The organism is Sinorhizobium chiapasense (genome assembly GCF_045277575.1).
Lineage (GTDB): Bacteria > Pseudomonadota > Alphaproteobacteria > Rhizobiales > Rhizobiaceae > Ensifer > Ensifer chiapasense_A.
The window spans coordinates 1,025,573-1,047,837 of the sequence record NZ_CP144206.1; the positions used below are offsets into that span (position 1 = coordinate 1,025,573).

Annotated in this window: 12 protein-coding genes; 3 read left to right on the plus strand and 9 right to left on the minus strand. The window is 63.1% G+C overall.

The genetic code is table 11. The features are described from left to right. Positions 1-16: 16 nt before the first annotated feature. Both QM996_RS23620 and QM996_RS23625 read right to left on the minus strand, forming a co-directional pair. Complete coding sequence (locus QM996_RS23620; RefSeq protein ID WP_334198451.1) at positions 17-10,987, minus strand: DUF5801 repeats-in-toxin domain-containing protein; 10,971 nt, start codon at positions 10,985-10,987, stop codon at positions 17-19. A 131-nt stretch (positions 10,988-11,118) separates the two neighbouring features. Further along, positions 11,119-11,466, minus strand: coding sequence for a hypothetical protein (locus QM996_RS23625; protein ID WP_334198452.1), 348 nt, complete (start codon positions 11,464-11,466; stop codon positions 11,119-11,121). Between the two features lie 36 nt (positions 11,467-11,502). Between QM996_RS23625 and QM996_RS23630 the strand changes: the two genes are divergently transcribed. Next, on the plus strand, positions 11,503-12,429 hold the full coding sequence (locus QM996_RS23630) for a transglutaminase-like cysteine peptidase (protein ID WP_334198453.1): 927 nt from the start codon (positions 11,503-11,505) through the stop codon (positions 12,427-12,429). Between the two features lie 55 nt (positions 12,430-12,484). Here QM996_RS23630 and QM996_RS23635 read toward each other — a convergent pair whose 3' ends face one another. From QM996_RS23635 to QM996_RS23655, 5 genes are all read right to left on the minus strand, one after another. Next, the gene (locus QM996_RS23635; RefSeq protein WP_334198454.1) at positions 12,485-13,093 is read right to left on the minus strand and encodes a ribbon-helix-helix domain-containing protein; all 609 of its coding nucleotides are present in this window, start codon (positions 13,091-13,093) and stop codon (positions 12,485-12,487) included. 3 nt (positions 13,094-13,096) lie between these two features. Beyond that, positions 13,097-14,377 carry an HlyD family type I secretion periplasmic adaptor subunit gene (locus QM996_RS23640; protein ID WP_334198455.1) on the minus strand — a complete coding sequence of 427 codons (1,281 nt, stop codon included), beginning with the start codon at positions 14,375-14,377 and terminating at the stop codon, positions 13,097-13,099. Between the two features lie 61 nt (positions 14,378-14,438). Next, positions 14,439-16,535 (minus strand): type I secretion system permease/ATPase, encoded by a 2,097-nt coding sequence (locus tag QM996_RS23645; protein ID WP_334198456.1) that lies wholly within the window; start codon positions 16,533-16,535, stop codon positions 14,439-14,441. Positions 16,536-16,649: 114 nt separating this feature from the next. Beyond that, on the minus strand, positions 16,650-18,056 hold the full coding sequence (locus tag QM996_RS23650; RefSeq protein WP_334198457.1) for a TolC family outer membrane protein: 1,407 nt from the start codon (positions 18,054-18,056) through the stop codon (positions 16,650-16,652). A 404-nt stretch (positions 18,057-18,460) separates the two neighbouring features. Further along, positions 18,461-19,222: a GGDEF domain-containing protein gene (locus QM996_RS23655; RefSeq protein WP_334198458.1), complete on the minus strand. Its 762-nt coding sequence runs from the start codon at positions 19,220-19,222 to the stop codon at positions 18,461-18,463. A 466-nt stretch (positions 19,223-19,688) separates the two neighbouring features. Between QM996_RS23655 and QM996_RS23660 the strand changes: the two genes are divergently transcribed. Next, positions 19,689-19,859: a hypothetical protein gene (locus QM996_RS23660; RefSeq protein WP_500270487.1), complete on the plus strand. Its 171-nt coding sequence runs from the start codon at positions 19,689-19,691 to the stop codon at positions 19,857-19,859. 468 nt (positions 19,860-20,327) lie between these two features. Further along, a complete protein-coding gene (locus QM996_RS23665; protein WP_334198460.1) occupies positions 20,328-20,534 on the plus strand; it encodes a hypothetical protein in 207 nt (68 codons plus the stop codon). A gap of 124 nt (positions 20,535-20,658) precedes the next feature. Here the strand turns inward: QM996_RS23665 and QM996_RS23670 are convergent, their stop codons facing one another. Both QM996_RS23670 and QM996_RS23675 read right to left on the minus strand, forming a co-directional pair. Next, positions 20,659-21,390 (minus strand): GNAT family N-acetyltransferase, encoded by a 732-nt coding sequence (locus QM996_RS23670; protein WP_334198461.1) that lies wholly within the window; start codon positions 21,388-21,390, stop codon positions 20,659-20,661. 136 nt (positions 21,391-21,526) lie between these two features. Next, positions 21,527-22,147, minus strand: a complete 621-nt coding sequence (locus QM996_RS23675) for a pentapeptide repeat-containing protein (RefSeq protein WP_334198462.1) — start codon at positions 22,145-22,147, stop codon at positions 21,527-21,529. Positions 22,148-22,265 lie beyond the last annotated feature (118 nt).

Genomic DNA, 22,265 nt, shown 5'->3' on the forward strand with positions numbered 1-22,265 from the left:
CGAGAGCGACGTGCTGTTAATGAATGTCTTGCTCTGTTTTCGTCCCGCTCGTGTTATTGAACAGGACCTTCACGGCCTCAGTTGCCTGGAAGTGCTCCAGTACGGCGACTGTGTGCCAAGAGTCGCCGTTGCCGTTCGTGTCCACCTGCAGGTTAGCATTTTGGCCATCTTGTACTACCTGGACGTAGTCGCCCTTGAGATCTGTGTCCGCGGGTAGATTGCCGAGCAGTTCGGACAGATCAACAAAGTCGCCGCTTTCATAATCCGTGATGACGTCGGCTATTCCGAGCGAAAGGTCGTTCGGATCGATCACGAATGTGTCGCTGCCGGCGCCGCCGGTCATAGTATCCGAGCCGGTACCGCCATAGAGCGTGTCGTTGCCGAGACCGCCGTAGAGAGAATCAGCCCCTCCCTCGCCATAAAGCGTGTCGCTACCGATACCGCCTGCCAGGTAATTGGCACCCGAATTCCCGTGCAGGAAGTCATTGCCAGAACCCCCGATCAGCCCTTCGATGCCCGTCAGCGTATCGCCAGCGGCATCGCCGCCGCCAATCGACCCCTCTGGCTGGCTGCCAGTGCTCGCAGACGATGAGGCATTGCCACTGTCGTCGAGATTAATGAACACCGCCGACGTACTGCCGGTATAGTCGGCAATGTCGGAACCGTCCGCACCGTTGATGGTGTCTGTGCCGCTACCGCCATGAAAGACTTCATTAGCAGAAGTGCCGGTAAAGGTGTTGTTTGCTGAACTCCCGCCAGCTGACGTCACGACAAAACTGGTGCTTACCTTATCTCCGTCACCATCGACACCAACCGCATTGACCGTGAAGTTCACATCGGTCGCCGGTACGGACTCCTTATATGACAACGTCGTGAAGGAAACCTTTATGTCTTTATTACCAGCTTCGTCGACACCCGTCAGTATAACAGTATCAAAATTGAAAGGAGTTTTCTGATGGGCCAAAAATACACTTGGCGAAATCTCGACGAACGTATCTCCCGCATTAACCTGAACCGGAATGGTTACGGCGTTTAGCCCTCCATTCGATAGAGTGACGTTAATCACTCCATCTTCGTCGACCTGAGCGATATTAAGTTTGAAGTTGGAGACCGGGCTGTCGAACTCCATCTTGAAACTGTCATTAGCGTTAAAGGTGGGATTGCCCAAGCCAAACGCATTGCTAGTCCCAAAAGCATAGGCATTGAAATTGGCGTCGTCGTTCCCACCCGTGTCGTCGGCAAGTGCCGTGAGTTTTACGAAGCCAAAATCATAATTTCCAGTGGGTGAGTTTTTGATATTGTAGGCCAAATCAATCGTTGACGTCGTGCCTGGTCGAACAGCAAACTGCGTCACCTCATAGGTTCCGTCCAGGTTCAGCTTGATAGTGAAGGTGGGCGTCGCTGATCCTGGCGCAAATACGTTGATCGAAGAACTCCCGCCAGCACTGGTCGTCCATCCCTGGGGAAGGCCGGAAATGCTGGAAATCGCCTCTGACGCCAAGCCATCGGCCCCTGCATTAAACGCCAGCAAACCTTGCAGCTTTCCAACTTCATTGGCGAGAATTGCATTGGTGACTGTTCCAACTGCAATTCCGTCGTCCTCGAAGCTGATCAGGCCGCCGCCGAGGTCGACCTTGGCGGTGGCGACGTCCTTGTCGCCGTCCGTCACCGTCAGGACCGCCTGCAGCGCATTGGCGGCCAGCGAGACCGCCTCGTCATAGCTGCCCGTGTTCGTATGGTTCAGCGACTCATACTGCGTCAGCGTCACCGATCCGTCGGCCGCGTTGATCGCGACCGTGAAGGCCACCGTGCTGCCGACGCGGCCCTCGATCACGGAGCCGTTCTGCACCAGCAGGATCTCCGTCGTGCCTCCCGTCAGGTAGAGCCCGGTGTGTCCCCCGTTGACGATCGCCAGCGAATAGGCCGTCGTCGCGCCTTCATTGTCCTGGCCGACCGACGTGCCCGCCGTCGTGAACAGGTCCGAACCGGCAACCGTCACCTGGCCGAGGCCGACAGCGGCCTCGCCGGCGTTCTCGCCCACCGTCTCGTCGACCACGAGCGTCTTCGGCTGCGACACCAGTCCCAGCGCCGCGCTTGGCCCGTCGTCCTCGAAGCTGATCAGGCCGCCGCCGAGGTCGACCTTGGCGGTGGCGACGTCCTTGTCGCCGTCCGTCACCGTCAGGACCGCCTGCAGCGCATTGGCGGCCAGCGAGACCGCCTCGTCATAGCTGCCCGTGTTCGTATGGTTCAGCGACTCATACTGCGTCAGCGTCACCGATCCGTCGGCCGCGTTGATCGCGACCGTGAAGGCCACCGTGCTGCCGACGCGGCCCTCGATCACGGAGCCGTTCTGCACCAGCAGGATCTCCGTCGTGCCTCCCGTCAGGTAGAGCCCGGTGTGGCCCCCGTTGACGATCGCCAGCGAATAGGCCGTCGTCGCGCCTTCGTTGTCCTGGCCGACCGACGTGCCCGCCGTCGTGAACAGGTCCGAACCGGCAACCGTCACCTGGCCGAGGCCGACAGCGGCCTCACCGGCGTTCTCGCCCACCGTCTCGTCGACCACGAGCGTCTTCGGCTGCGACACCAGTCCCAGCGCCGCGCTCGGCCCGTCGTCCTCGAAGCTGATCAGGCCGCCGCCGAGGTCGACCTTGGCGGTGGCGACGTCCTTGTCGCCGTCCGTCACCGTCAGGACCGCCTGCAGCGCATTGGCGGCCAGCGAGACCGCCTCGTCATAGCTGCCCGTGTTCGTATGGTTCAGCGACTCATACTGCGTCAGCGTCACCGATCCGTCGGCCGCGTTGATCGCGACCGTGAAGGCCACCGTGCTGCCGACGCGGCCCTCGATCACGGAGCCGTTCTGCACCAGCAGGATCTCCGTCGTGCCTCCCGTCAGGTAGAGCCCGGTGTGGCCCCCGTTGACGATCGCCAGCGAATAGGCCGTCGTCGCGCCTTCGTTGTCCTGGCCGACCGACGTGCCCGCCGTCGTGAACAGGTCCGAACCGGCAACCGTCACCTGGCCGAGGCCGACAGCGGCCTCGCCGGCGTTCTCGCCCACCGTCTCGTCGACCACGAGCGTCTTCGGCTGCGACACCAGTCCCAGCGCCGCGCTTGGCCCGTCGTCCTCGAAGCTGATCAGGCCGCCGCCGAGGTCGACCTTGGCGGTGGCGACGTCCTTGTCGCCGTCCGTCACCGTCAGGACCGCCTGCAGCGCATTGGCGGCCAGCGAGACCGCCTCGTCATAGCTGCCCGTGTTCGTATGGTTCAGCGACTCATACTGCGTCAGCGTCACCGATCCGTCGGCCGCGTTGATCGCGACCGTGAAGGCCACCGTGCTGCCGACGCGGCCCTCGATCACGGAGCCGTTCTGCACCAGCAGGATCTCCGTCGTGCCTCCCGTCAGGTAGAGCCCGGTGTGGCCCCCGTTGACGATCGCCAGCGAATAGGCCGTCGTCGCGCCTTCGTTGTCCTGGCCGGCCGACGTGCCCGCCGTCGTGAACAGGTCCGAACCGGCGACCGTCACCTGGCCGAGGCCGACAGCGGCCTCGCCGGCGTTCTCGCCCACCGTCTCGTCGACCACGAGCGTCTTCGGCTGCGACACCAGTCCCAGCGCCGCGCTCGGCCCGTCGTCCTCGAAGCTGATCAGGCCGCCGCCGAGGTCGACCTTGGCGGTGGCGACGTCCTTGTCGCCGTCCGTCACCGTCAGAACCGCCTGCAGCGCATTGGCGGCCAGCGAGACCGCCTCGTCATAGCTGCCCGTGTTCGTATGGTTCAGCGACTCATACTGCGTCAGCGTCACCGATCCGTCGGCCGCGTTGATCGCGACCGTGAAGGCCACCGTGCTGCCGACGCGGCCCTCGATCACGGAGCCGTTCTGCACCAGCAGGATCTCCGTCGTGCCTCCCGTCAGGTAGAGCCCGGTGTGTCCCCCGTTGACGATCGCCAGCGAATAGGCCGTCGTCGCGCCTTCGTTGTCCTGGCCGGCCGACGTGCCCGCCGTCGTGAACAGGTCCGAACCGGCGACCGTCACCTGGCCGAGGCCGACAGCGGCCTCGCCGGCGTTCTCGCCCACCGTCTCGTCGACCACGAGCGTCTTCGGCTGCGACACCAGTCCCAGCGCCGCGCTTGGCCCGTCGTCCTCGAAGCTGATCAGGCCGCCGCCGAGGTCGACCTTGGCGGTGGCGACGTCCTTGTCGCCGTCCGTCACCGTCAGGACCGCCTGCAGCGCATTGGCGGCCAGCGAGACCGCCTCGTCATAGCTGCCCGTGTTCGTATGGTTCAGCGACTCATACTGCGTCAGCGTCACCGATCCGTCGGCCGCGTTGATCGCGACCGTGAAGGCCACCGTGCTGCCGACGCGGCCCTCGATCACGGAGCCGTTCTGCACCAGCAGGATCTCCGTCGTGCCTCCCGTCAGGTAGAGCCCGGTGTGTCCCCCGTTGACGATCGCCAGCGAATAGGCCGTCGTCGCGCCTTCGTTGTCCTGGCCGACCGACGTGCCCGCCGTCGTGAACAGGTCCGAACCGGCGACCGTCACCTGGCCGAGGCCGACAGCGGCCTCGCCGGCGTTCTCGCCCACCGTCTCGTCGACCACGAGCGTCTTCGGCTGCGACACCAGTCCCAGCGCCGCGCTCGGCCCGTCGTCCTCGAAGCTGATCAGGCCGCCGCCGAGGTCGACCTTGGCGGTGGCGACGTCCTTGTCGCCGTCCGTCACCGTCAGGACCGCCTGCAGCGCATTGGCGGCCAGCGAGACCGCCTCGTCATAGCTGCCCGTGTTCGTATGGTTCAGCGACTCATACTGCGTCAGCGTCACCGATCCGTCGGCCGCGTTGATCGCGACCGTGAAGGCCACCGTGCTGCCGACGCGGCCCTCGATCACGGAGCCGTTCTGCACCAGCAGGATCTCCGTCGTGCCTCCCGTCAGGTAGAGCCCGGTGTGCCCCCCGTTGACGATCGCCAGCGAATAGGCCGTCGTCGCGCCTTCGTTGTCCTGGCCGACCGACGTGCCCGCCGTCGTGAACAGGTCCGAACCGGCAACCGTCACCTGGCCGAGGCCGACAGCGGCCTCGCCGGCGTTCTCGCCCACCGTCTCGTCGACCACGAGCGTCTTCGGCTGCGACACCAGTCCCAGCGCCGCGCTTGGCCCGTCGTCCTCGAAGCTGATCAGGCCGCCGCCGAGGTCGACCTTGGCGGTGGCGACGTCCTTGTCGCCGTCCGTCACCGTCAGAACCGCCTGCAGCGCATTGGCGGCCAGCGAGACCGCCTCGTCATAGCTGCCCGTGTTCGTATGGTTCAGCGACTCATACTGCGTCAGCGTCACCGATCCGTCGGCCGCGTTGATCGCGACCGTGAAGGCCACCGTGCTGCCGACGCGGCCCTCGATCACGGAGCCGTTCTGCACCAGCAGGATCTCCGTCGTGCCTCCCGTCAGGTAGAGCCCGGTGTGTCCCCCGTTGACGATCGCCAGCGAATAGGCCGTCGTCGCGCCTTCATTGTCCTGGCCGACCGACGTGCCCGCCGTCGTGAACAGGTCCGAACCGGCAACCGTCACCTGGCCGAGGCCGACAGCGGCCTCGCCGGCGTTCTCGCCCACCGTCTCGTCGACCACGAGCGTCTTCGGCTGCGACACCAGTCCCAGCGCCGCGCTTGGCCCGTCGTCCTCGAAGCTGATCAGGCCGCCGCCGAGGTCGACCTTGGCGGTGGCGACGTCCTTGTCGCCGTCCGTCACCGTCAGGACCGCCTGCAGCGCATTGGCGGCCAGCGAGACCGCCTCGTCATAGCTGCCCGTGTTCGTATGGTTCAGCGACTCATACTGCGTCAGCGTCACCGATCCGTCGGCCGCGTTGATCGCGACCGTGAAGGCCACCGTGCTGCCGACGCGGCCCTCGATCACGGAGCCGTTCTGCACCAGCAGGATCTCCGTCGTGCCTCCCGTCAGGTAGAGCCCGGTGTGTCCCCCGTTGACGATCGCCAGCGAATAGGCCGTCGTCGCGCCTTCGTTGTCCTGGCCGACCGACGTGCCCGCCGTCGTGAACAGGTCCGAACCGGCGACCGTCACCTGGCCGAGGCCGACAGCGGCCTCGCCGGCGTTCTCGCCCACCGTCTCGTCGACCACGAGCGTCTTCGGCTGCGACACCAGTCCCAGCGCCGCGCTCGGCCCGTCGTCCTCGAAGCTGATCAGGCCGCCGCCGAGGTCGACCTTGGCGGTGGCGACGTCCTTGTCGCCGTCCGTCACCGTCAGGACCGCCTGCAGCGCATTGGCGGCCAGCGAGACCGCCTCGTCATAGCTGCCCGTGTTCGTATGGTTCAGCGACTCATACTGCGTCAGCGTCACCGATCCGTCGGCCGCGTTGATCGCGACCGTGAAGGCCACCGTGCTGCCGACGCGGCCCTCGATCACGGAGCCGTTCTGCACCAGCAGGATCTCCGTCGTGCCTCCCGTCAGGTAGAGCCCGGTGTGCCCCCCGTTGACGATCGCCAGCGAATAGGCCGTCGTCGCGCCTTCGTTGTCCTGGCCGACCGACGTGCCCGCCGTCGTGAACAGGTCCGAACCGGCGACCGTCACCTGGCCGAGGCCGACAGCGGCCTCGCCGGCGTTCTCGCCCACCGTCTCGTCGACCACGAGCGTCTTCGGCTGCGACACCAGTCCCAGCGCCGCGCTTGGCCCGTCGTCCTCGAAGCTGATCAGGCCGCCGCCGAGGTCGACCTTGGCGGTGGCGACGTCCTTGTCGCCGTCCGTCACCGTCAGAACCGCCTGCAGCGCATTGGCGGCCAGCGAGACCGCCTCGTCATAGCTGCCCGTGTTCGTATGGTTCAGCGACTCATACTGCGTCAGCGTCACCGATCCGTCGGCCGCGTTGATCGCGACCGTGAAGGCCACCGTGCTGCCGACGCGGCCCTCGATCACGGAGCCGTTCTGCACCAGCAGGATCTCCGTCGTGCCTCCCGTCAGGTAGAGCCCGGTGTGTCCCCCGTTGACGATCGCCAGCGAATAGGCCGTCGTCGCGCCTTCATTGTCCTGGCCGACCGACGTGCCCGCCGTCGTGAACAGGTCCGAACCGGCAACCGTCACCTGGCCGAGGCCGACAGCGGCCTCGCCGGCGTTCTCGCCCACCGTCTCGTCGACCACGAGCGTCTTCGGCTGCGACACCAGTCCCAGCGCCGCGCTTGGCCCGTCGTCCTCGAAGCTGATCAGGCCGCCGCCGAGGTCGACCTTGGCGGTGGCGACGTCCTTGTCGCCGTCCGTCACCGTCAGGACCGCCTGCAGCGCATTGGCGGCCAGCGAGACCGCCTCGTCATAGCTGCCCGTGTTCGTATGGTTCAGCGACTCATACTGCGTCAGCGTCACCGATCCGTCGGCCGCGTTGATCGCGACCGTGAAGGCCACCGTGCTGCCGACGCGGCCCTCGATCACGGAGCCGTTCTGCACCAGCAGGATCTCCGTCGTGCCTCCCGTCAGGTAGAGCCCGGTGTGTCCCCCGTTGACGATCGCCAGCGAATAGGCCGTCGTCGCGCCTTCATTGTCCTGGCCGACCGACGTGCCCGCCGTCGTGAACAGGTCCGAACCGGCAACCGTCACCTGGCCGAGGCCGACAGCGGCCTCGCCGGCGTTCTCGCCCACCGTCTCGTCGACCACGAGCGTCTTCGGCTGCGACACCAGTCCCAGCGCCGCGCTCGGCCCGTCGTCCTCGAAGCTGATCAGGCCGCCGCCGAGGTCGACCTTGGCGGTGGCGACGTCCTTGTCGCCGTCCGTCACCGTCAGGACCGCCTGCAGCGCATTGGCGGCCAGCGAGACCGCCTCGTCATAGCTGCCCGTGTTCGTATGGTTCAGCGACTCATACTGCGTCAGCGTCACCGATCCGTCGGCCGCGTTGATCGCGACCGTGAAGGCCACCGTGCTGCCGACGCGGCCCTCGATCACGGAGCCGTTCTGCACCAGCAGGATCTCCGTCGTGCCTCCCGTCAGGTAGAGCCCGGTGTGTCCCCCGTTGACGATCGCCAGCGAATAGGCCGTCGTCGCGCCTTCGTTGTCCTGGCCGACCGACGTGCCCGCCGTCGTGAACAGGTCCGAACCGGCGACCGTCACCTGGCCGAGGCCGACAGCGGCCTCGCCGGCGTTCTCGCCCACCGTCTCGTCGACCACGAGCGTCTTCGGCTGCGACACCAGTCCCAGCGCCGCGCTCGGCCCGTCGTCCTCGAAGCTGATCAGGCCGCCGCCGAGGTCGACCTTGGCGGTGGCGACGTCCTTGTCGCCGTCCGTCACCGTCGCCACCAGCTGCAGCGAGCCACTCGTGATCGTCAGGCTGGTCGTCTCGTTATAGTTCGACGGGCTGTCGCCGTGCCAGATCGCCTTGATCTGATCGAGCGTCACCTGGCCATTGGCCAGCGTGATGGTGAAGTAGGTCGTGCCGTTCACTGCACCGGTGATCACGTTGTCCGTCTGGCTGAGCAGGATCTCCGCACCCTTGGTGCCGTTCTCACCATGCGCAAACAGACCTGAACCGACAGCGCTGCTCGACAGTTGCAACCCATAGCTCACCGAGCCCGCACCATCCGCGCCATAGGCCGAGAACCCCGCCTTGAACACGTCCGAGACCTCGAAGGAGGCATTCGTGCCCAGCGCCGTCTCGTCGACCGTCAGCGCCGCCGGCGCCGCGATCTGGGTCGTGTCGATCGTCGGACCGTCGTCCTTGAAGGTAAAGGTGCTGCCGGTGCCAAGGTCGACGCCTTGGCTCTTCGCATCGCCGTCGGCATCCGTTACCGTCGCCACCAGCTGCAGCGCATTGTTGGCCAGCTTCAGGCTCAGCGGCTCGTCGTTGCTGCCCGTGTTGTCGTGCCAGATCGCCTTGATCTGATCGAGCGTCACCTGGCCATTGGCCAGCGTGATGGTGAAGTAGGTCGTGCCGTTCACTGCACCGGTGATCACGTTGCCCGTCTGGCTGAGCAGGATCTCCGCACCCTTGGTGCCGTTCTCACCATGCGCAAACAGACCCGAACCGACAGCGCTGCCCGACAGCTGCAACCCATAGCTCACCGAGCCCGCACCATCCGCGCCATAGGCCGAGAACCCCGCCTTGAACACGTCCGAGACCTCGAAGGAGGCATTCGTGCCCAGCGCCGTCTCGTCGACCGTCAGCGCCGCCGGCGCCGCGATCTGGGTCGTGTCGATCACCGGCATGTCGTCCGAGACCGAAACGCTCACCGTGCCTTCGGCCTTGTCGCCGTCCGTATCGGAGGCGATCACCTTGACCGAGCCGAGGTCCGCGAGGTCGTCGGCATCGATGCCGGGATGGCTGGCGTAGTTGTCGTTCAGCGTCGCCGTCACCGTCGCGCTGTCGCCGCTGCGCACCAGGTCGAGCGTCACGATCGCAACGCCGCCGGCGCGGCCGACGATCTGCGTGTCGGAGACACGATCCCAGGTCAGCGCGCCGCTCAGGCCGCTGACATCGTTGCTGAAGGCGATCGTCGCGATCGCATCCGAACCGGCAGTAAAGCCGATCGTGCCGCTGCTCGTGTCGGAGCCAGCCGGCGTCGAGCCGTCGGCAAGGTTCTGATCGTCGAGCGTCAGTGCGGCCGAAGCCGCAAGCGGATCGACCGTCGGGCCGGCGCCATCTGTGATGGTGATCGTCTGGCTGTCGCTCGTCGTGTCGCCATCGGCGTCCGCGGCCGACAGCGAGAAGCTGACATTGACGCTGCCGGCATTGTTGAGGTTGTTGGCCGCAGCGAACGACCAGCTCTTGTCGGCATTGACCGTCAGCGTGCCCTCGGCCAGCGCGAACACCACCTTCTGGCCGGCCGCAAGTGTCAGCGTCTGCGTCGTGTTGCCGACCGTCACGTTCACCGTGCCGACACCGTCAGCACCGGCTGCAAGCATCCAGTTGCCGGCCAGCGTCTGACCCTCGACCACCTGTGCAGATTCCGGATCCGTGATGCCGATCATCGGAACGTCGTCGACGACGTCGATGCGGAGCGCCGCAGTCCCGGTCGCGCCGTCGGCGTCGGTCACCGTCAAGTTGAAGGTGTCCCGGTCCTGTTCGACATTCGTGCCGGGACCGGAGCCGGTTACAGGGCTCGTCAGTTCATAGGTATATTGCGCGACACCGGTGACAGGGTCGTAAGCGGTGATGGTCAGCACGCCAAACAGGCCTGTTACCGATTGCCCGGCGAGGCTGCCGATTGGAAAAGTCTGACCGTTGATCGTCAGGCTGGCGACATCGTCGAGGCCATCCGGATCGGAAATCGTGAAGACGCCGTTGACCGAAGCGCTGCCATCGCCGGCGCGCGATCCGCTGGCGAGACCGGCTTCGTCAACCTCACGATCACTCACGAAGATGCCGCTCGGATCACTGCTGCCGCCGTCCGGGATGATCGACGGGTTCTCATTGGCATCAAGCGTGAAGGGAAGAAGCTCAGTCGCCTCGAGCGCCGGAAACTGCAGGGATGTCGGCGGCAGCAGGTCGATGACCGGGCCAGCCTGGCCGATGTCGCCGTTGGCATCGGAGAAGCCGCCGCCGCTGCTCTGGTTCGAAACGACGCTGATGCTGCCGTCCGGGCCGGCTGCAACGTTGATGCCGTTTTCGCCGAGCACTGCCACGAGCGTTTCGCGCGGAATTTCGGCGTCGCCGATCACGAAGGTCGGAACCTTCAATGCGGCATTGTGAATGGTGATCGTCGAGCCGTCCGGCTGTTCCAAAACGATATCGCTACCGACCACCTTGATTTTCTCGATCGACGCGCCTGCGGGTAGGTGCACCACGTTCGAAGCATCGGCGGTGACCGTCGCCGGCATGGGCGGCGTCTGGGGCGCAGTCTCGGCACCTTTCACCGGCGCTCCGGTCGCAGGATCGACGAGCTGGGGTTCTTCCTCCGCTCGGGTCGCAGCCTGTGCCACCAGTCGATCACCCTTGCCATCCGGCGCGTTGCGGAACTCGATTGCGTCTGCCTGCGCAGCGGCGGCTTCGTTGGAAATTGCGGTGCCTTCGGTTGCCATAGAAATACCCCTCGACCTTTGCGAGCACGAAAACACCAAGCTTTTGGGATCGCAATCGGTCCGGCCGAGATTCGCGAAAAACAGCATAATATCTTATGCCAATACCCAAAATTGGTTACGTTAGTACAAATTTAGTATTTCTGGTCATCGGCTCGTAACCATCCTCCGCACGGGCGGACGGCGACTCGATAACGTGCGCCGAAATCGTGCTCCAAAACACCAGATTTCTTCCGTTGGTTCGCTGTGCAGGCTTGTCGCAGAGGGACCCATATGGGTGCCCGCTCAAAACAAGCGGTCGCGATCGGCAACTGCTGCGACATGCCGCCATCGATGGTGATTTTGGTGCAGCGGCGAAGTCGGGTCGTATCCGCATCAAAAGAATACACAAGTATAGAATTTGAATAAAATTTTATATAAAACGTATTACTTCGAAACACACTAAATAATACATACGGCTTTACCGGCGTTTTTCTTTTCATTCGTACAGTGTCCTCATGAAACCGAGAGACACGGCGATGAACAAGAAGAGCTGGAAGCGCTGCGGAAAATACCTGAAGACTTCAGTGTTCGCGATCGGCCTGGTGTCGCTATCTGCGACATCGTCCGTTCAGGCGGGCCAACCCGGCATGCTCCACCCCGGCCTCTTCCAGCAGATGCTGAGCATGGCAAGCCCGCTGGCCGCCGTCGCCACGGAGACGATCAACGTCTGGTCGAAGCAGGCTGCCGAGACGCTGAAGAGCCAGCACGTGCAGAAAGCGGCGGTCACTGCTCGCACGAGCCTAGGCGGCCAGGCACCGGCGGCATCCAAACCCTCCGCCGTGTTCCATTCGGTTGCCTTCCGTGTCTCGTCAATCCCGGTGGCGCGCAAATGGAAGACCGTCTATCCGGCAGTCGTGGCTGCGGATTTCAGCCACTGCGCACAGGAGAGCGGGTGTGCCGCCCGCGGCATCCTCGGCAAGGCGATCGAAAACGCCAACGGTCTCGCATTCCGCCAGAAGATCAACGGCATCAACCGCACGGTGAACCGGATCGTACGCTACCAGCCGGACGCTGAGAACTACGGCTCCAAGGACTATTGGGCGACACCGGACGAAATTCTTGCCCGCGGCAAGGGTGACTGCGAAGACTATGCCATCCTGAAGATGGCTGCCCTGAAGGCAGCCGGCTTGCCGTCGGAGGCTATGTCGATCGTGGTTCTTCGCGATGTCCGACGCAACCTCTATCACGCGGTGCTCGCGATCACGACGAGCCAGGGCCACTTCATCCTCGACAATCTGAGCGACGAGGTGAAGCTCGACCGTGCGCTTCCGAGCTATCAGCCACTCTTTTCAGTCAGTGCCGATCGCTCCTGGATCCACGGCATCAAGACCACAGGAGACAAGGTCGCGTCTGCGGCGCCCCTCGCGGACGTGATGCCCGGCGAAGGCATTGCGGTTCGCTGAACATCGTCTCCAACGTCGACACTTTCACCGAGTCCTGACGGCTACCCCCTCGCCCTCACGCCAGGATGAAGCCGATGATCACGTCCTGATCGGCGAGCGGCGCCAGCGCGGCGTTGAGCTTGCCGCGCGTGACCTGCCCCTGAACCCCGATGGTAAAGCCGGCCGGTTGAGGCTCTCCGGGCGCCGTCTTCAAGCGACGGACGAGATCGACGAACTGAACGTCGAAAGAGAGCCTCAGGCCGCGCGCCGGTTGCGGTTGCTGCGACCGCAGGACACGGGACTGGACGAAGGAGAGGAATGCGGGGTTGTAGGCAATGATATGCTTGTTCCCGGTGAGCGCGAAGGCTGGTGACGGGCTGGCGCGGACCTGTCCTGCCACGACCGCGAGATTGCTGCGATCCTTGGCCGTCCTCAGTTCATCACGCAGGTAGCGGGTCGCGACATAACGCAGCCGCGCCGTCAGGTTCCCCTCGCCTTCGAGCTCTCTTTCACAGGCCGCAACGATATCGGCGAGCCGACGTCCCTGCCGCTCCGCAAGCTCGCCAAGGCACTGCCAGTAGATCTCCTCGAGCTTGATCCCGCGGCGCTGACCGCCGACGGTGACGACGCGAAACCGCAGCGCGCTCAGGTCCTCATCGGACGGTGGAGGCTGCGTTTCGTTCATTCATCAGCGCTCCCGCAGGGCTTCCTCACGCGCCTTGTTGATCGGCTTCATGAGATAGGCAAGGATGGTCTTCTTGCCCGTCATGATATCGACCGATGCGATCATGCCGGGCATGATCGCATATTCGCGCCCGTCCTTCACGAGCGCGGCTGTGTCGGTTTTGACGCGCACGAGGTAGTAAGTCTCGCCATTGTTCTGGTCGACGAGGCTGTCAGCGCTGACGGTTTCGACGATCCCGCCGAGCCCCCCATAGATTGAGAAGTCATAGGCCGAAATCTTGATCAATGCAGGTTGGCCTGCGCGCACGAAGGCGACATCCCGCGGTGAAAGCCTCGCCTCGACGAGCAGCGTCTCCGACGTCGGGACGACGCCGCCGATCACTGCGCCCGGCGTCACATAGGCACCGACCGTGTTGACATCCAGCGTGTTGATGATGCCATCAACAGGCGAACGAATGTCGGTATTGGCGACCCGGCTGCTCGCCCCGCGGATCGTCTCCTCGATCACCGAAAGCTGCGAGAGCGCCTCCGTCTTTTCCGCCAGGGCTTCCTGCTTGAGTTGCAGCGAGAGCTCAGTCACTTGGAGGCTCGCCTCCTTGAGCGCCGCCTCCAGCTTGCCGACCGACTCCTTCCAGAGGGCAAGCTGCCCGCGGGTGTCGGTCAGTTCCTTTTCGACCCGCAACAGTTCCGTCTGCGCGACGAGCTTGCGCTTGGCCATCGGCTCGAGCAGCCCCTGCTCCCGCTCGGTGACCTGCAGGCTCTCGGTGAGCCGGGTGATGTTGGCCTCCGCTTCCGCCAGTTCCTTCTGGCGCTGGCCTTCCCGGGCCTGCATGACCGACAGCTTGTTGTTGAAGTTGCCAGCTTTCGCCTGAAGTAGCTGTTCTTCGTTGGCGCAGATCGCCGGCGCGACCTTGGCGATGTCCTCAGGGCAATTGTATTTTGCGTCGTAAGCCCCGGTCTCCTCGAGCTCCAGGCGCGCGACTTGCGCCCGCAGTGACCGTGCCTTGGCCTCGAGCTCGCCTAGCGAGGAGCCACTGGCCGTATCGTCGAGCCGCAGGATCAGATCGCCGCGGCGAACGACCTGGCCGGGCTGCACGGCGATCTCGCGCACAATTCCGGGCTCACTCGACTGGATGATCTGCGTCTTCGAAACGGGAATGACCTTGCCTTCGCCGCGAGCAATTTCGTCAACCTCGGCTATCGCCGCCCAGGCGACAAAACAGCTGATCAGCAGGCCGATGACAAGCAGGCCCGCACGTGCGGCAAGCGGCGGTTTCTCAGTCATGCTGCCGCCCTCCCGCCACTTGCGGACCGATATTCTTTCACCGTCATGCCGAGAGCATCGATCATAGCCCGGCCCCCTCCACCGGTCCGGCAGGACCGGACCGCCTCTGCAGCTGTTCGATAACCGCAGCCTTGGGACCATCGGCAACCAGTCGCCCGCGGTCGAGGACAAGCAGGCGATCGACGAGGCTCAGCATGCTGTGGCGGTGCGTGGATATCAAAAGGGTGACATCGCTGCTGAAAACGTTGGAGAGTTTGTTGATCAACTCGCGCTCGCTCGCGAGGTCCATTGCCCCGGATGGTTCGTCGAGGAACACGACCTTCGGCTTGCGCAACAACAGCCGGGCGATGGCGACCGCCTGGCGCTGCCCGCCGGAAAGTTGGGAACCGCGCTCGCCTACCGGCATGTCATAGCCGCGCGGATGATGGGAGACGAAATCGTCGACGCCAGCGAGCCGTGCTGCCGCTACCACCTCTTCATCGCTGGCGATCGGGTTCGCCATCAGTAGGTTTTCCTTGATGGTGCCCGAGAACAGGTCGGAGTTCTGCGACACGAAGGAAACCGCCGAGCGGACCACGGAGGGATGCAACTGCCGGATATCGACGCCATCGAGCAGGATACGACCGGCGCTGGGCGCGTAGAGACCGGCGAGTAGTCGGCCGATCGTGGTCTTGCCCGAACCGATGCGGCCGATGATGCCAACGCGTTCGCCCGCTCTTATCGTGACGTTCATGCCGCTGACCACTTTGTAGTCGGTCCCCGGATAGGCGAAATCGAGATTGGTGAAAGTGATGCTGCCGTTGCGGATCTCGCGGTTGACGAACCCGATCGTGTCGGGCCGGTCCTCCGGCTGTTCCATCACCGCGTTCAGGATGCGCAGCGACAAAATCGCCTGACGCAACCGGGCCAGCGTCATCGCGATCTGTCCGAGCGGCGCGACGGCGCGGCCGGCCAGCATGCTGGCCGCAATAATCGCGCCGGAGGAGATCTTGCCCTCGGTAAACTGGTAGGCGCCGGCAACGACAATGCAGACGGTCACCAATTGCTGCACGAACTGTGTGGCGTGCGAGGCCCAGGAGGAGATTTCCTTGATCTGCTCGGCTGTGTTCGAAGAATGCTTGGCCAGTTCGTTCCAGCGGCGCAAAAGCTGCTTTTCCGAATGCAGCGTCTTCACTGTCTCGATGGCGCTGATCGTCTCGACCAGCAGCGCCTGACGCTGGGCAGATTCGTTCGACGCCGCAGCGACACGGTTGCCGATCTTGTACTGCGCGACATAGCCGATCACGAGGCTCAAGAGGAAAGCGACCGCCGGCACGAGCGCGATCCAGCCCGCGACCGCATAGACGGCCGCGATGAAAACGAAGACGAAGAGGCTGTCGATCAGCGTGCTCAGCGTATTCGACGTGAAGAATTCGCGAACGAATTCATACTGCATCGCCCTGTTGGCGTATTCGCCGGTAGAAGGCGGCCGCGAGGCCATCGTTGCATGCAGGATCTTCTCGAACAGCATGTAGGAGAGCTTCAGATCGGCCTTCCGCCCGGCAAAGTCGATCAGCGCCGCGCGAACCGTCTTCAGCAGGAAGTCGAACAGGATGGCCGTGCTGATGCCGAGCGCCAGCACCCAAAGTGTCGCGATCGCCTTGTTCGGGAGGATCCGATCGTAAACGTTCATGGTGAAGAGCGGCGCGGCAAGCGCCAGCACGTTGATGAAGAAGGCCGCAATCGCCACCTGCACATAGGCCTGCCAGAAAGGCTTGACCGTGGCCGTCAGCCAATGCCGGCGGTCGATGTTGCGGGGCTCGCCAACGCCACGGCCCGTCGCCGTATTGAGATAAGTGGCCGAGAAGGATACCGCATAGGCGAGACTTCCGAGCTGCAGCTCGGACAGCTTCATCGCCACTTCGCCCGGAGCGGCGGCTCTGTTCGAAAGGCTCAAGGTACCGTCAGGCGCCTCTTCCAAAAGCGCCATGGCACTGCCGTCGCGAAAGACGAGCAGCAGAGGGTACACGAAATCACGATTGCCGATCGCGCGCCCGGACACGAGCTCCGTTTCCAGGCCGACGCGCTCTGCAATACGTGAGATGTCCTCGGCGCTCGGCAACCGTGCGTCGAAAGGAACATCCGAATAAAGCACGCTGTCCGACGAAGGACGATTCAAGAAGATACAGATCTCCTTGAACGCCTCGGAAAACCCAGTCACAGACGGGCCAATCTGGACATGCCTGTCAATGCCTTGCACTACCACCGATTGTGTCCGCCCTGACGAGGACTATCATTTCTGTCGAATCGGCGCCAACAAATCGAGCGGCAAGTCGTTCGTCTGGCGCGACGGAACACGGCGATAGGTCTCCGTAGCCGGCGTCTCCGGGACATTGAACTCGTTGCGAGCATAGGCTTCGGCCTGGGCCGGCGCCTTGATCTGCATCGTCGACAAGAGCTGGCCGGTGGCCGCAAGCAGGCGGTACTCGGCAAACAGGGCGGCGTACTGCGCGGTCTTTGCGAGCACGCTGACGTTGAAACGCGAGTTCTGGGCGCCAAGCACGTCGAGCAACGAGCGCTGTCCGACCTTGAGCTGTTCGCGATAGGACTCGACGAGCTGTACGTTCATCTGAGCCTGAGCATTCAGAGTGCGTGCGATTTCATACTGGCTGTTGCGGCGTTCCCAGGAAATGCGAACGGCTTCCTCGACCTCGCGATGCGCCTGGTGGAAGACCAGCCGCTGTTCGCTGGCGCGGCGCATCTGCTCCTGCTCGTTGGCGATATCGATACCGCCGCGATAAAGGTTCCACTTCGCAACGATGCGTGCCTGAGCGTCCCAGGTATTGCCGGTCGAGCCATCGATATCGTTGCCCGTGCGTACGCGCCCTTCGGCGAAGACTTCCGGAAGCATGTTCGAGCGCGCGGCTTTGACCTGCGAATCCGCAACGCTGATGTCGGAATCGGCGGCCTTGATGCGCGGGTTGTTGCCGCGGGCAATACCGATTGCTGTCTCCAGCGTCTTCGGGAGGGCGCCAGCAACCGACTTCGGCATGGACGGCTTCGTGAGCGGTTGGCCAACCAGGCGGTTGAAGCTGATCTTTACGGTTTCGAGCGCTTCTTCAGCTTCCTGCAGGCGGGCCTTCGCCGACAACAGGCGCTCACTGGCCTGCTGGCGATCTGCGTCGGTCAGGGCGCCCCCTGAAATCAGCGAGCTGATATCCGACAGGATCGACTGGTGCACGCTGACGTTCTTGCGCGCTTCGGCAACGATCTGCTGCTGGAGGATATATTCGAAATATTCGCGGACGATCTGCAGACCGATCGTCTCGGAGCGTTCGAGGACGCGGAAGGAGGCACTGTCAACGCGCGCTGCCTGACGCTCCAGCTCGGCGCGACGACCACCACCATCGAAGAGTTTCTGTGTAATGGTGAGCCCGACGTCGGACGGATAGAGCGGATCGTTCTCGATTGAACCAAGGCGACGGCCCTCGTCCTCGAGATGTTGAACGCCGGTCGAGGCTTCGACGTCGACGCTCGGTAGATAGAGACCGCGTGCCTGCCGCAGCTCGAACTCGATTGCCTCGCGGTTTTCGACCGACTGCCCGATTTCCGGGTTCGATTCCATCGCGATCTGAAGCGCTTCCTTCAACGTCATAGCTTCGGCCGCGCCACCCGCAAACACGGTGGACGTGAGCAGCATGGAAAAAAGTCCGCTCTTAAAAGTTTTCCCGACGTTCAATATTATCCCCCTCGCAATCAGTACGTCATGCTGGCTAATCCGAGCGTGCGTTACAACTGCCGAAATTTATCGATAGATAATACAGAGGTAATATAACGCGGCCACCAATTTTGGGGTGGTTCCCGAGCGTCGCGAGCTTTCGCACGGCTATGTTGCAAAAATGGAACATCCGCGCGGCAGCAAGAGAAACCGTTAACCCATTGAAATAAAATAAACCACGCGCAGATGGTCAAGGTCATCAGCCGCCTCGGTCAACTGCAACGTCACCGCCAGCTCAACGTTAGCGCGAACTCATTCCTGCAACCTCATCCACTGCGAGCGAAGAGCAAATCTCTTTCCGCGCACACGCGGCGGAATCAAGTATATCAGGCCGAAGGCAGCCGGACGAAATCGACACTTTGGGTTCCTTCGGCGGCAACCATCACCGTCTCGGATGCCGCCGCACGGCGCAACCGTTCGAGATCGACGCTGCCGTCGAACAATGCGCCGCCGACGCTCAGCGCCAGATCGACTTTGCTGCCGTCGGCTGAGAAGTGCGCCGAAGCCAACGCCTTTGTCAGGCGCATGGAAACCTGTTCGGCTTCTGATTCGGTCGCGCCGATCAGAAGCACGTCAAAGCTTGCCGGGCCGGTTCGAGCGACGATGTCATCGCGCCGCACCGAGGTGCTGATGGTGGAGGCGACGAATTGGAGCAGTTCCTCGCTCCAGGCCGGACCGAAAGCGGCACCGACGTCATCGAGGTTGTTGATTCTGAGGTGGATGAGCGCGCCGTGAAGCTCTTCGCCGGCGCGTTGCCGGCGGCGCTCGAGACCGTTGACCTGCTGCACCAGCCCGCGGCCGGTGACGCAGCCCGTGGTGGCATCGTGGGCGACAACGTGGTTGATCTGGTTGCGCAGGCGCTGGGCCCGGCGAAACTGTGTTGCTGCGAGCACGATCAGCGGCACGCCCATCAGCAGCGAGATCAACGCGGCTCCCACCATGGCGGCGGCATAGGGCCGATCGACGAGAGCGACCAGGCTCAGATAGACCAAAACCTGCGCGAGTACGGCGAAGCCAACAATGCCGCCGATGACATATCGCGCGATTCGCCAGTCCCTTTGCCCGTTGAACTGTACTTCTCTTCGCATGCGCCGCTCCCGATTCACCAATGTCGATCGGTCTAGCGCGAGACTATGGATATTCCATTTCCATAGTAGCTACAACTTTATGCAGTGCGCAGGCTTTCCAAGAAAAATGCTCCAAAACGGGATATCCGGCTCGCCGACAGCAATTGCCGGCGCCTCCCGCGGTGCATGAACAGGCCCTGAAACGCTCCTGGCCAAACGAGACCGATTCGACACAGGTTGCCAGCCTATCGACCGGGATCGCGCACGGCAACGCTGTCCGAAGCGGTCGCAGGCGCCGTCGATTCGCATCACTCTCGGCATGCAGTCGCGGTTGGCGACCTTTGTGCGTCTGATAAGCGGCGCGGCGCTATAGACGAGGTCGATGCGTGCGTTCGGTTGCAGCAGGCTTGGAACCCTCCCCGTCTTTCGGCGTTCCTAATTTCACCGGGCGCCATCGCCCGGTGGTGAAGCGCCACGAAAGGATCGGATGATGTACGACAGGGAGCGTTGGCCAGAACAAAGGGCATCAACCGGGCTGCCGGTCGGCATCATGCTTCTTTCAGCATTAGCCATAACCGCCTATCTCGCCGTCGGGGGTGCCTTCTCGGACGGTACCGATCAGGTTGTCGTGTACATCCCACAGGCGATTGGAAAGTAATCCTCGCGGCCCGACAACGCACCCTACCTTTGTCCGCGAAGTAGCGCGTAGCGGCGTGAAGACGGGGCGGCTCCTCCTCCGTCCCGTAGTTCACGACAGGCTCGAAATATTCCTACAAGCAATACTATGAGTGACCGGCAATGAATCCGGCGAGCATTACGGGGGATACCGCCCATCCGGTGGCCACTCACGGGCTATCAACGTGACAGCGGCAGCCGTCAAAGGCAACGAATCAAACGGGTGGCGAACTACTCAATTTGGGTTAGGCGGAACCAAAGGCACAGCCCTGGCTTGGAGCAACATGTCGGTCGGCTGGGCGACTGCGCAGCCACGGACACTCGGCGCTCGAAAGTATGGTTCGACGGGAATGCATCAGAATGGCGGGCAGCGGGTTTCAAATTCATTCTGAGCGTGCGGCTCCCGTTAAATCGGCTATAAGCGTCACGCTCGAACCAATCAGGAGGATTTATGGAAACCGTCGAGATCAATGGCCGCAGTGACTTTGCGCTCTGGGCAATTCAGCGTGCCCAGGAAATCGTCACGGCCGAGGGCGCGGCCTTTGCGATGGCGGCTCGCGACATGAACGAGGAGATGCTGGCCGAAACGGCGGCTGCGCTCGGCCAAGCCATCAGCGATGCCATGCTTGAGATTTTTGACGGTCTTACCGCGGAGTGATCTGATCTTCGGGTTGCGCCCCAAACCTCGATAGGCGCAGGACACCAACATCCAGAGTGGCCTGGTGAGTTGCGATCGTTCGTGCTTGTGCGGGGTGCCGGCCTTCGCGTGCGGCCAGTCCTCTTTACGGTATCCGTAGGCTTGTCCCACGGAGCGGGAGGTCGAGGCGGGCTGCGACGCGTTGTGACGAGGCATTGTCGAAGGTTGTACTGTAAAAGAGCGTGCGCGAGCGAAGCGCAGGAATTCGCGACCAGCCCGCAGTCACGGCCGCAGCGAGGCCCTGCCCTCTAAAAGTTTTCACGGTTACAACGCCCAATTCGGCACCGTCGTCGGCGAGCCGTGCAGCGAGGGCGATGGATGCGACCTCGCCGTCAATGACCGCGACACACCAGGGCGCCCATAGGTCGGCCAGAGTCCGGAAGCCCAGCTCAACCAGTCCAGCAGGCATGCCTGCCCCTGCCCAGGACCGCACAAGAGCATGACCGTCACTGGTGTCGCTGGTTATGAGACGAATCCCACCCGGATAGGGATGTGCGTGCGGAAGTTCGTAGATCAGACCAAGATAGTAGGCAGCGGCGCCATCGCCACCGAGCAATGACAGGTAGCGGTCAAGATGCTGCGGTGTCGCCGGGTGTACGAGTCGCGGTTCCGCGAAAGCGAGATCTTCAAGCCTTGCCGCCAAGTCATCCGGCAGATCGGCACGAAGTCCAAAGACATTGCCCTCCGGGCAGCCTGCGAACCAGAACCGGGGTCCTTCGCTTCCGTCCGGGTCGTTCTCGCGCTCTATTCTCCCGTCGGGACGCAGTCGAAACAAGGTGCGGTAATCGGTTCTGAGGAAGTGGCTATCAGTGATCATCGGCGCGGGCTCTAAAATTTTGGCGCATGATTAGCTGCCTGCAACGCCCGTTCAAGGGCAGGCAATGTCGACGGGGCGCCGCTGATTTTTCTCGGTCGTCCTGGAAGCCCGTCAGTGTATCCACTTTTGGGACGATTCATTTCCGCCGTACGTCGAGGCCCAGCGCCTCGGCGATAGTGATAGTCTGATCGATCGTGATGATCGCGTCCTTGAGTCGGGCGCTTTCCGGTTCGATTGCACTGAGGTCGGTGCCCCTGAGGTCACAGGCAGTGAAGTCTACGCCGTGCAGCCAGGCACCGGAGAGGTCGACGTCTCTTAGCGAACCGCCCTTGCAGGAGGCGCCGGTAAGGTCTGCTTCCCGCAAGCGAGTTTCCTTGAAAGATGCGCGGCCGAGAGCGGCGCCGGGCAAGCCGACAAACGACCAATCGCCGCCAGCGACCTGTATCTGGTCGAAGTCGCAGGCGTCGAACATGCTGCCGACGAACTTGCACTCGGTGAAACGGCTGTCGAAGAATTTGCAGGACACGAAGGTGCAATTCACGAAGGCACCCGCCTGATGCGACGAGGCATTGAAACGCGCGCGCCGAAAGGTGCATTCGTGAAAGACGACGCCAACGGTCTGGGCTTCGGTCAGGTCGAGATCGACGAACAAGGTGTTCTGATGACGCTCGCGATCGATCTGCCGGCCATACCAGTCGGCGCCGGCAATCGTGATATCTGTCTTCGGCGGCGCCTCGCCATATCGTCGTTCAGCCATTATCATCCATCCGCTGCGCCCGGCTTGTGCAGCGAACGCCTGCTGTTTCGTCGCCCTGCGCCGACGCTTGGGGAATCCGAGAAAGATCTCGCTTCACGCAAGCGCCAATAACTATTCG

What these genes read in the sequence shown, in the direction of transcription:
- QM996_RS23625 (WP_334198452.1), bottom strand. Translation starts at nt 11,466, where the DNA reads ATGAAAAGAAAAACGCCGGTAAAGCCGTATGTATTATTTAGTGTGTTT.
- QM996_RS23620 (WP_334198451.1), bottom strand. Translation starts at nt 10,987, where the DNA reads ATGGCAACCGAAGGCACCGCAATTTCCAACGAAGCCGCCGCTGCGCAG.
- QM996_RS23670 (WP_334198461.1), bottom strand. Translation starts at nt 21,390, where the DNA reads ATGATCACTGATAGCCACTTCCTCAGAACCGATTACCGCACCTTGTTT.
- QM996_RS23675 (WP_334198462.1), bottom strand. Translation starts at nt 22,147, where the DNA reads ATGGCTGAACGACGATATGGCGAGGCGCCGCCGAAGACAGATATCACG.
- QM996_RS23630 (WP_334198453.1), top strand. Translation starts at nt 11,503, where the DNA reads ATGAACAAGAAGAGCTGGAAGCGCTGCGGAAAATACCTGAAGACTTCA.
- QM996_RS23635 (WP_334198454.1), bottom strand. Translation starts at nt 13,093, where the DNA reads ATGAACGAAACGCAGCCTCCACCGTCCGATGAGGACCTGAGCGCGCTG.
- QM996_RS23650 (WP_334198457.1), bottom strand. Translation starts at nt 18,056, where the DNA reads ATGCTGCTCACGTCCACCGTGTTTGCGGGTGGCGCGGCCGAAGCTATG.
- QM996_RS23655 (WP_334198458.1), bottom strand. Translation starts at nt 19,222, where the DNA reads ATGCGAAGAGAAGTACAGTTCAACGGGCAAAGGGACTGGCGAATCGCG.
- QM996_RS23665 (WP_334198460.1), top strand. Translation starts at nt 20,328, where the DNA reads ATGGAAACCGTCGAGATCAATGGCCGCAGTGACTTTGCGCTCTGGGCA.
- QM996_RS23660 (WP_500270487.1), top strand. Translation starts at nt 19,689, where the DNA reads ATGATGTACGACAGGGAGCGTTGGCCAGAACAAAGGGCATCAACCGGG.
- QM996_RS23640 (WP_334198455.1), bottom strand. Translation starts at nt 14,377, where the DNA reads ATGACTGAGAAACCGCCGCTTGCCGCACGTGCGGGCCTGCTTGTCATC.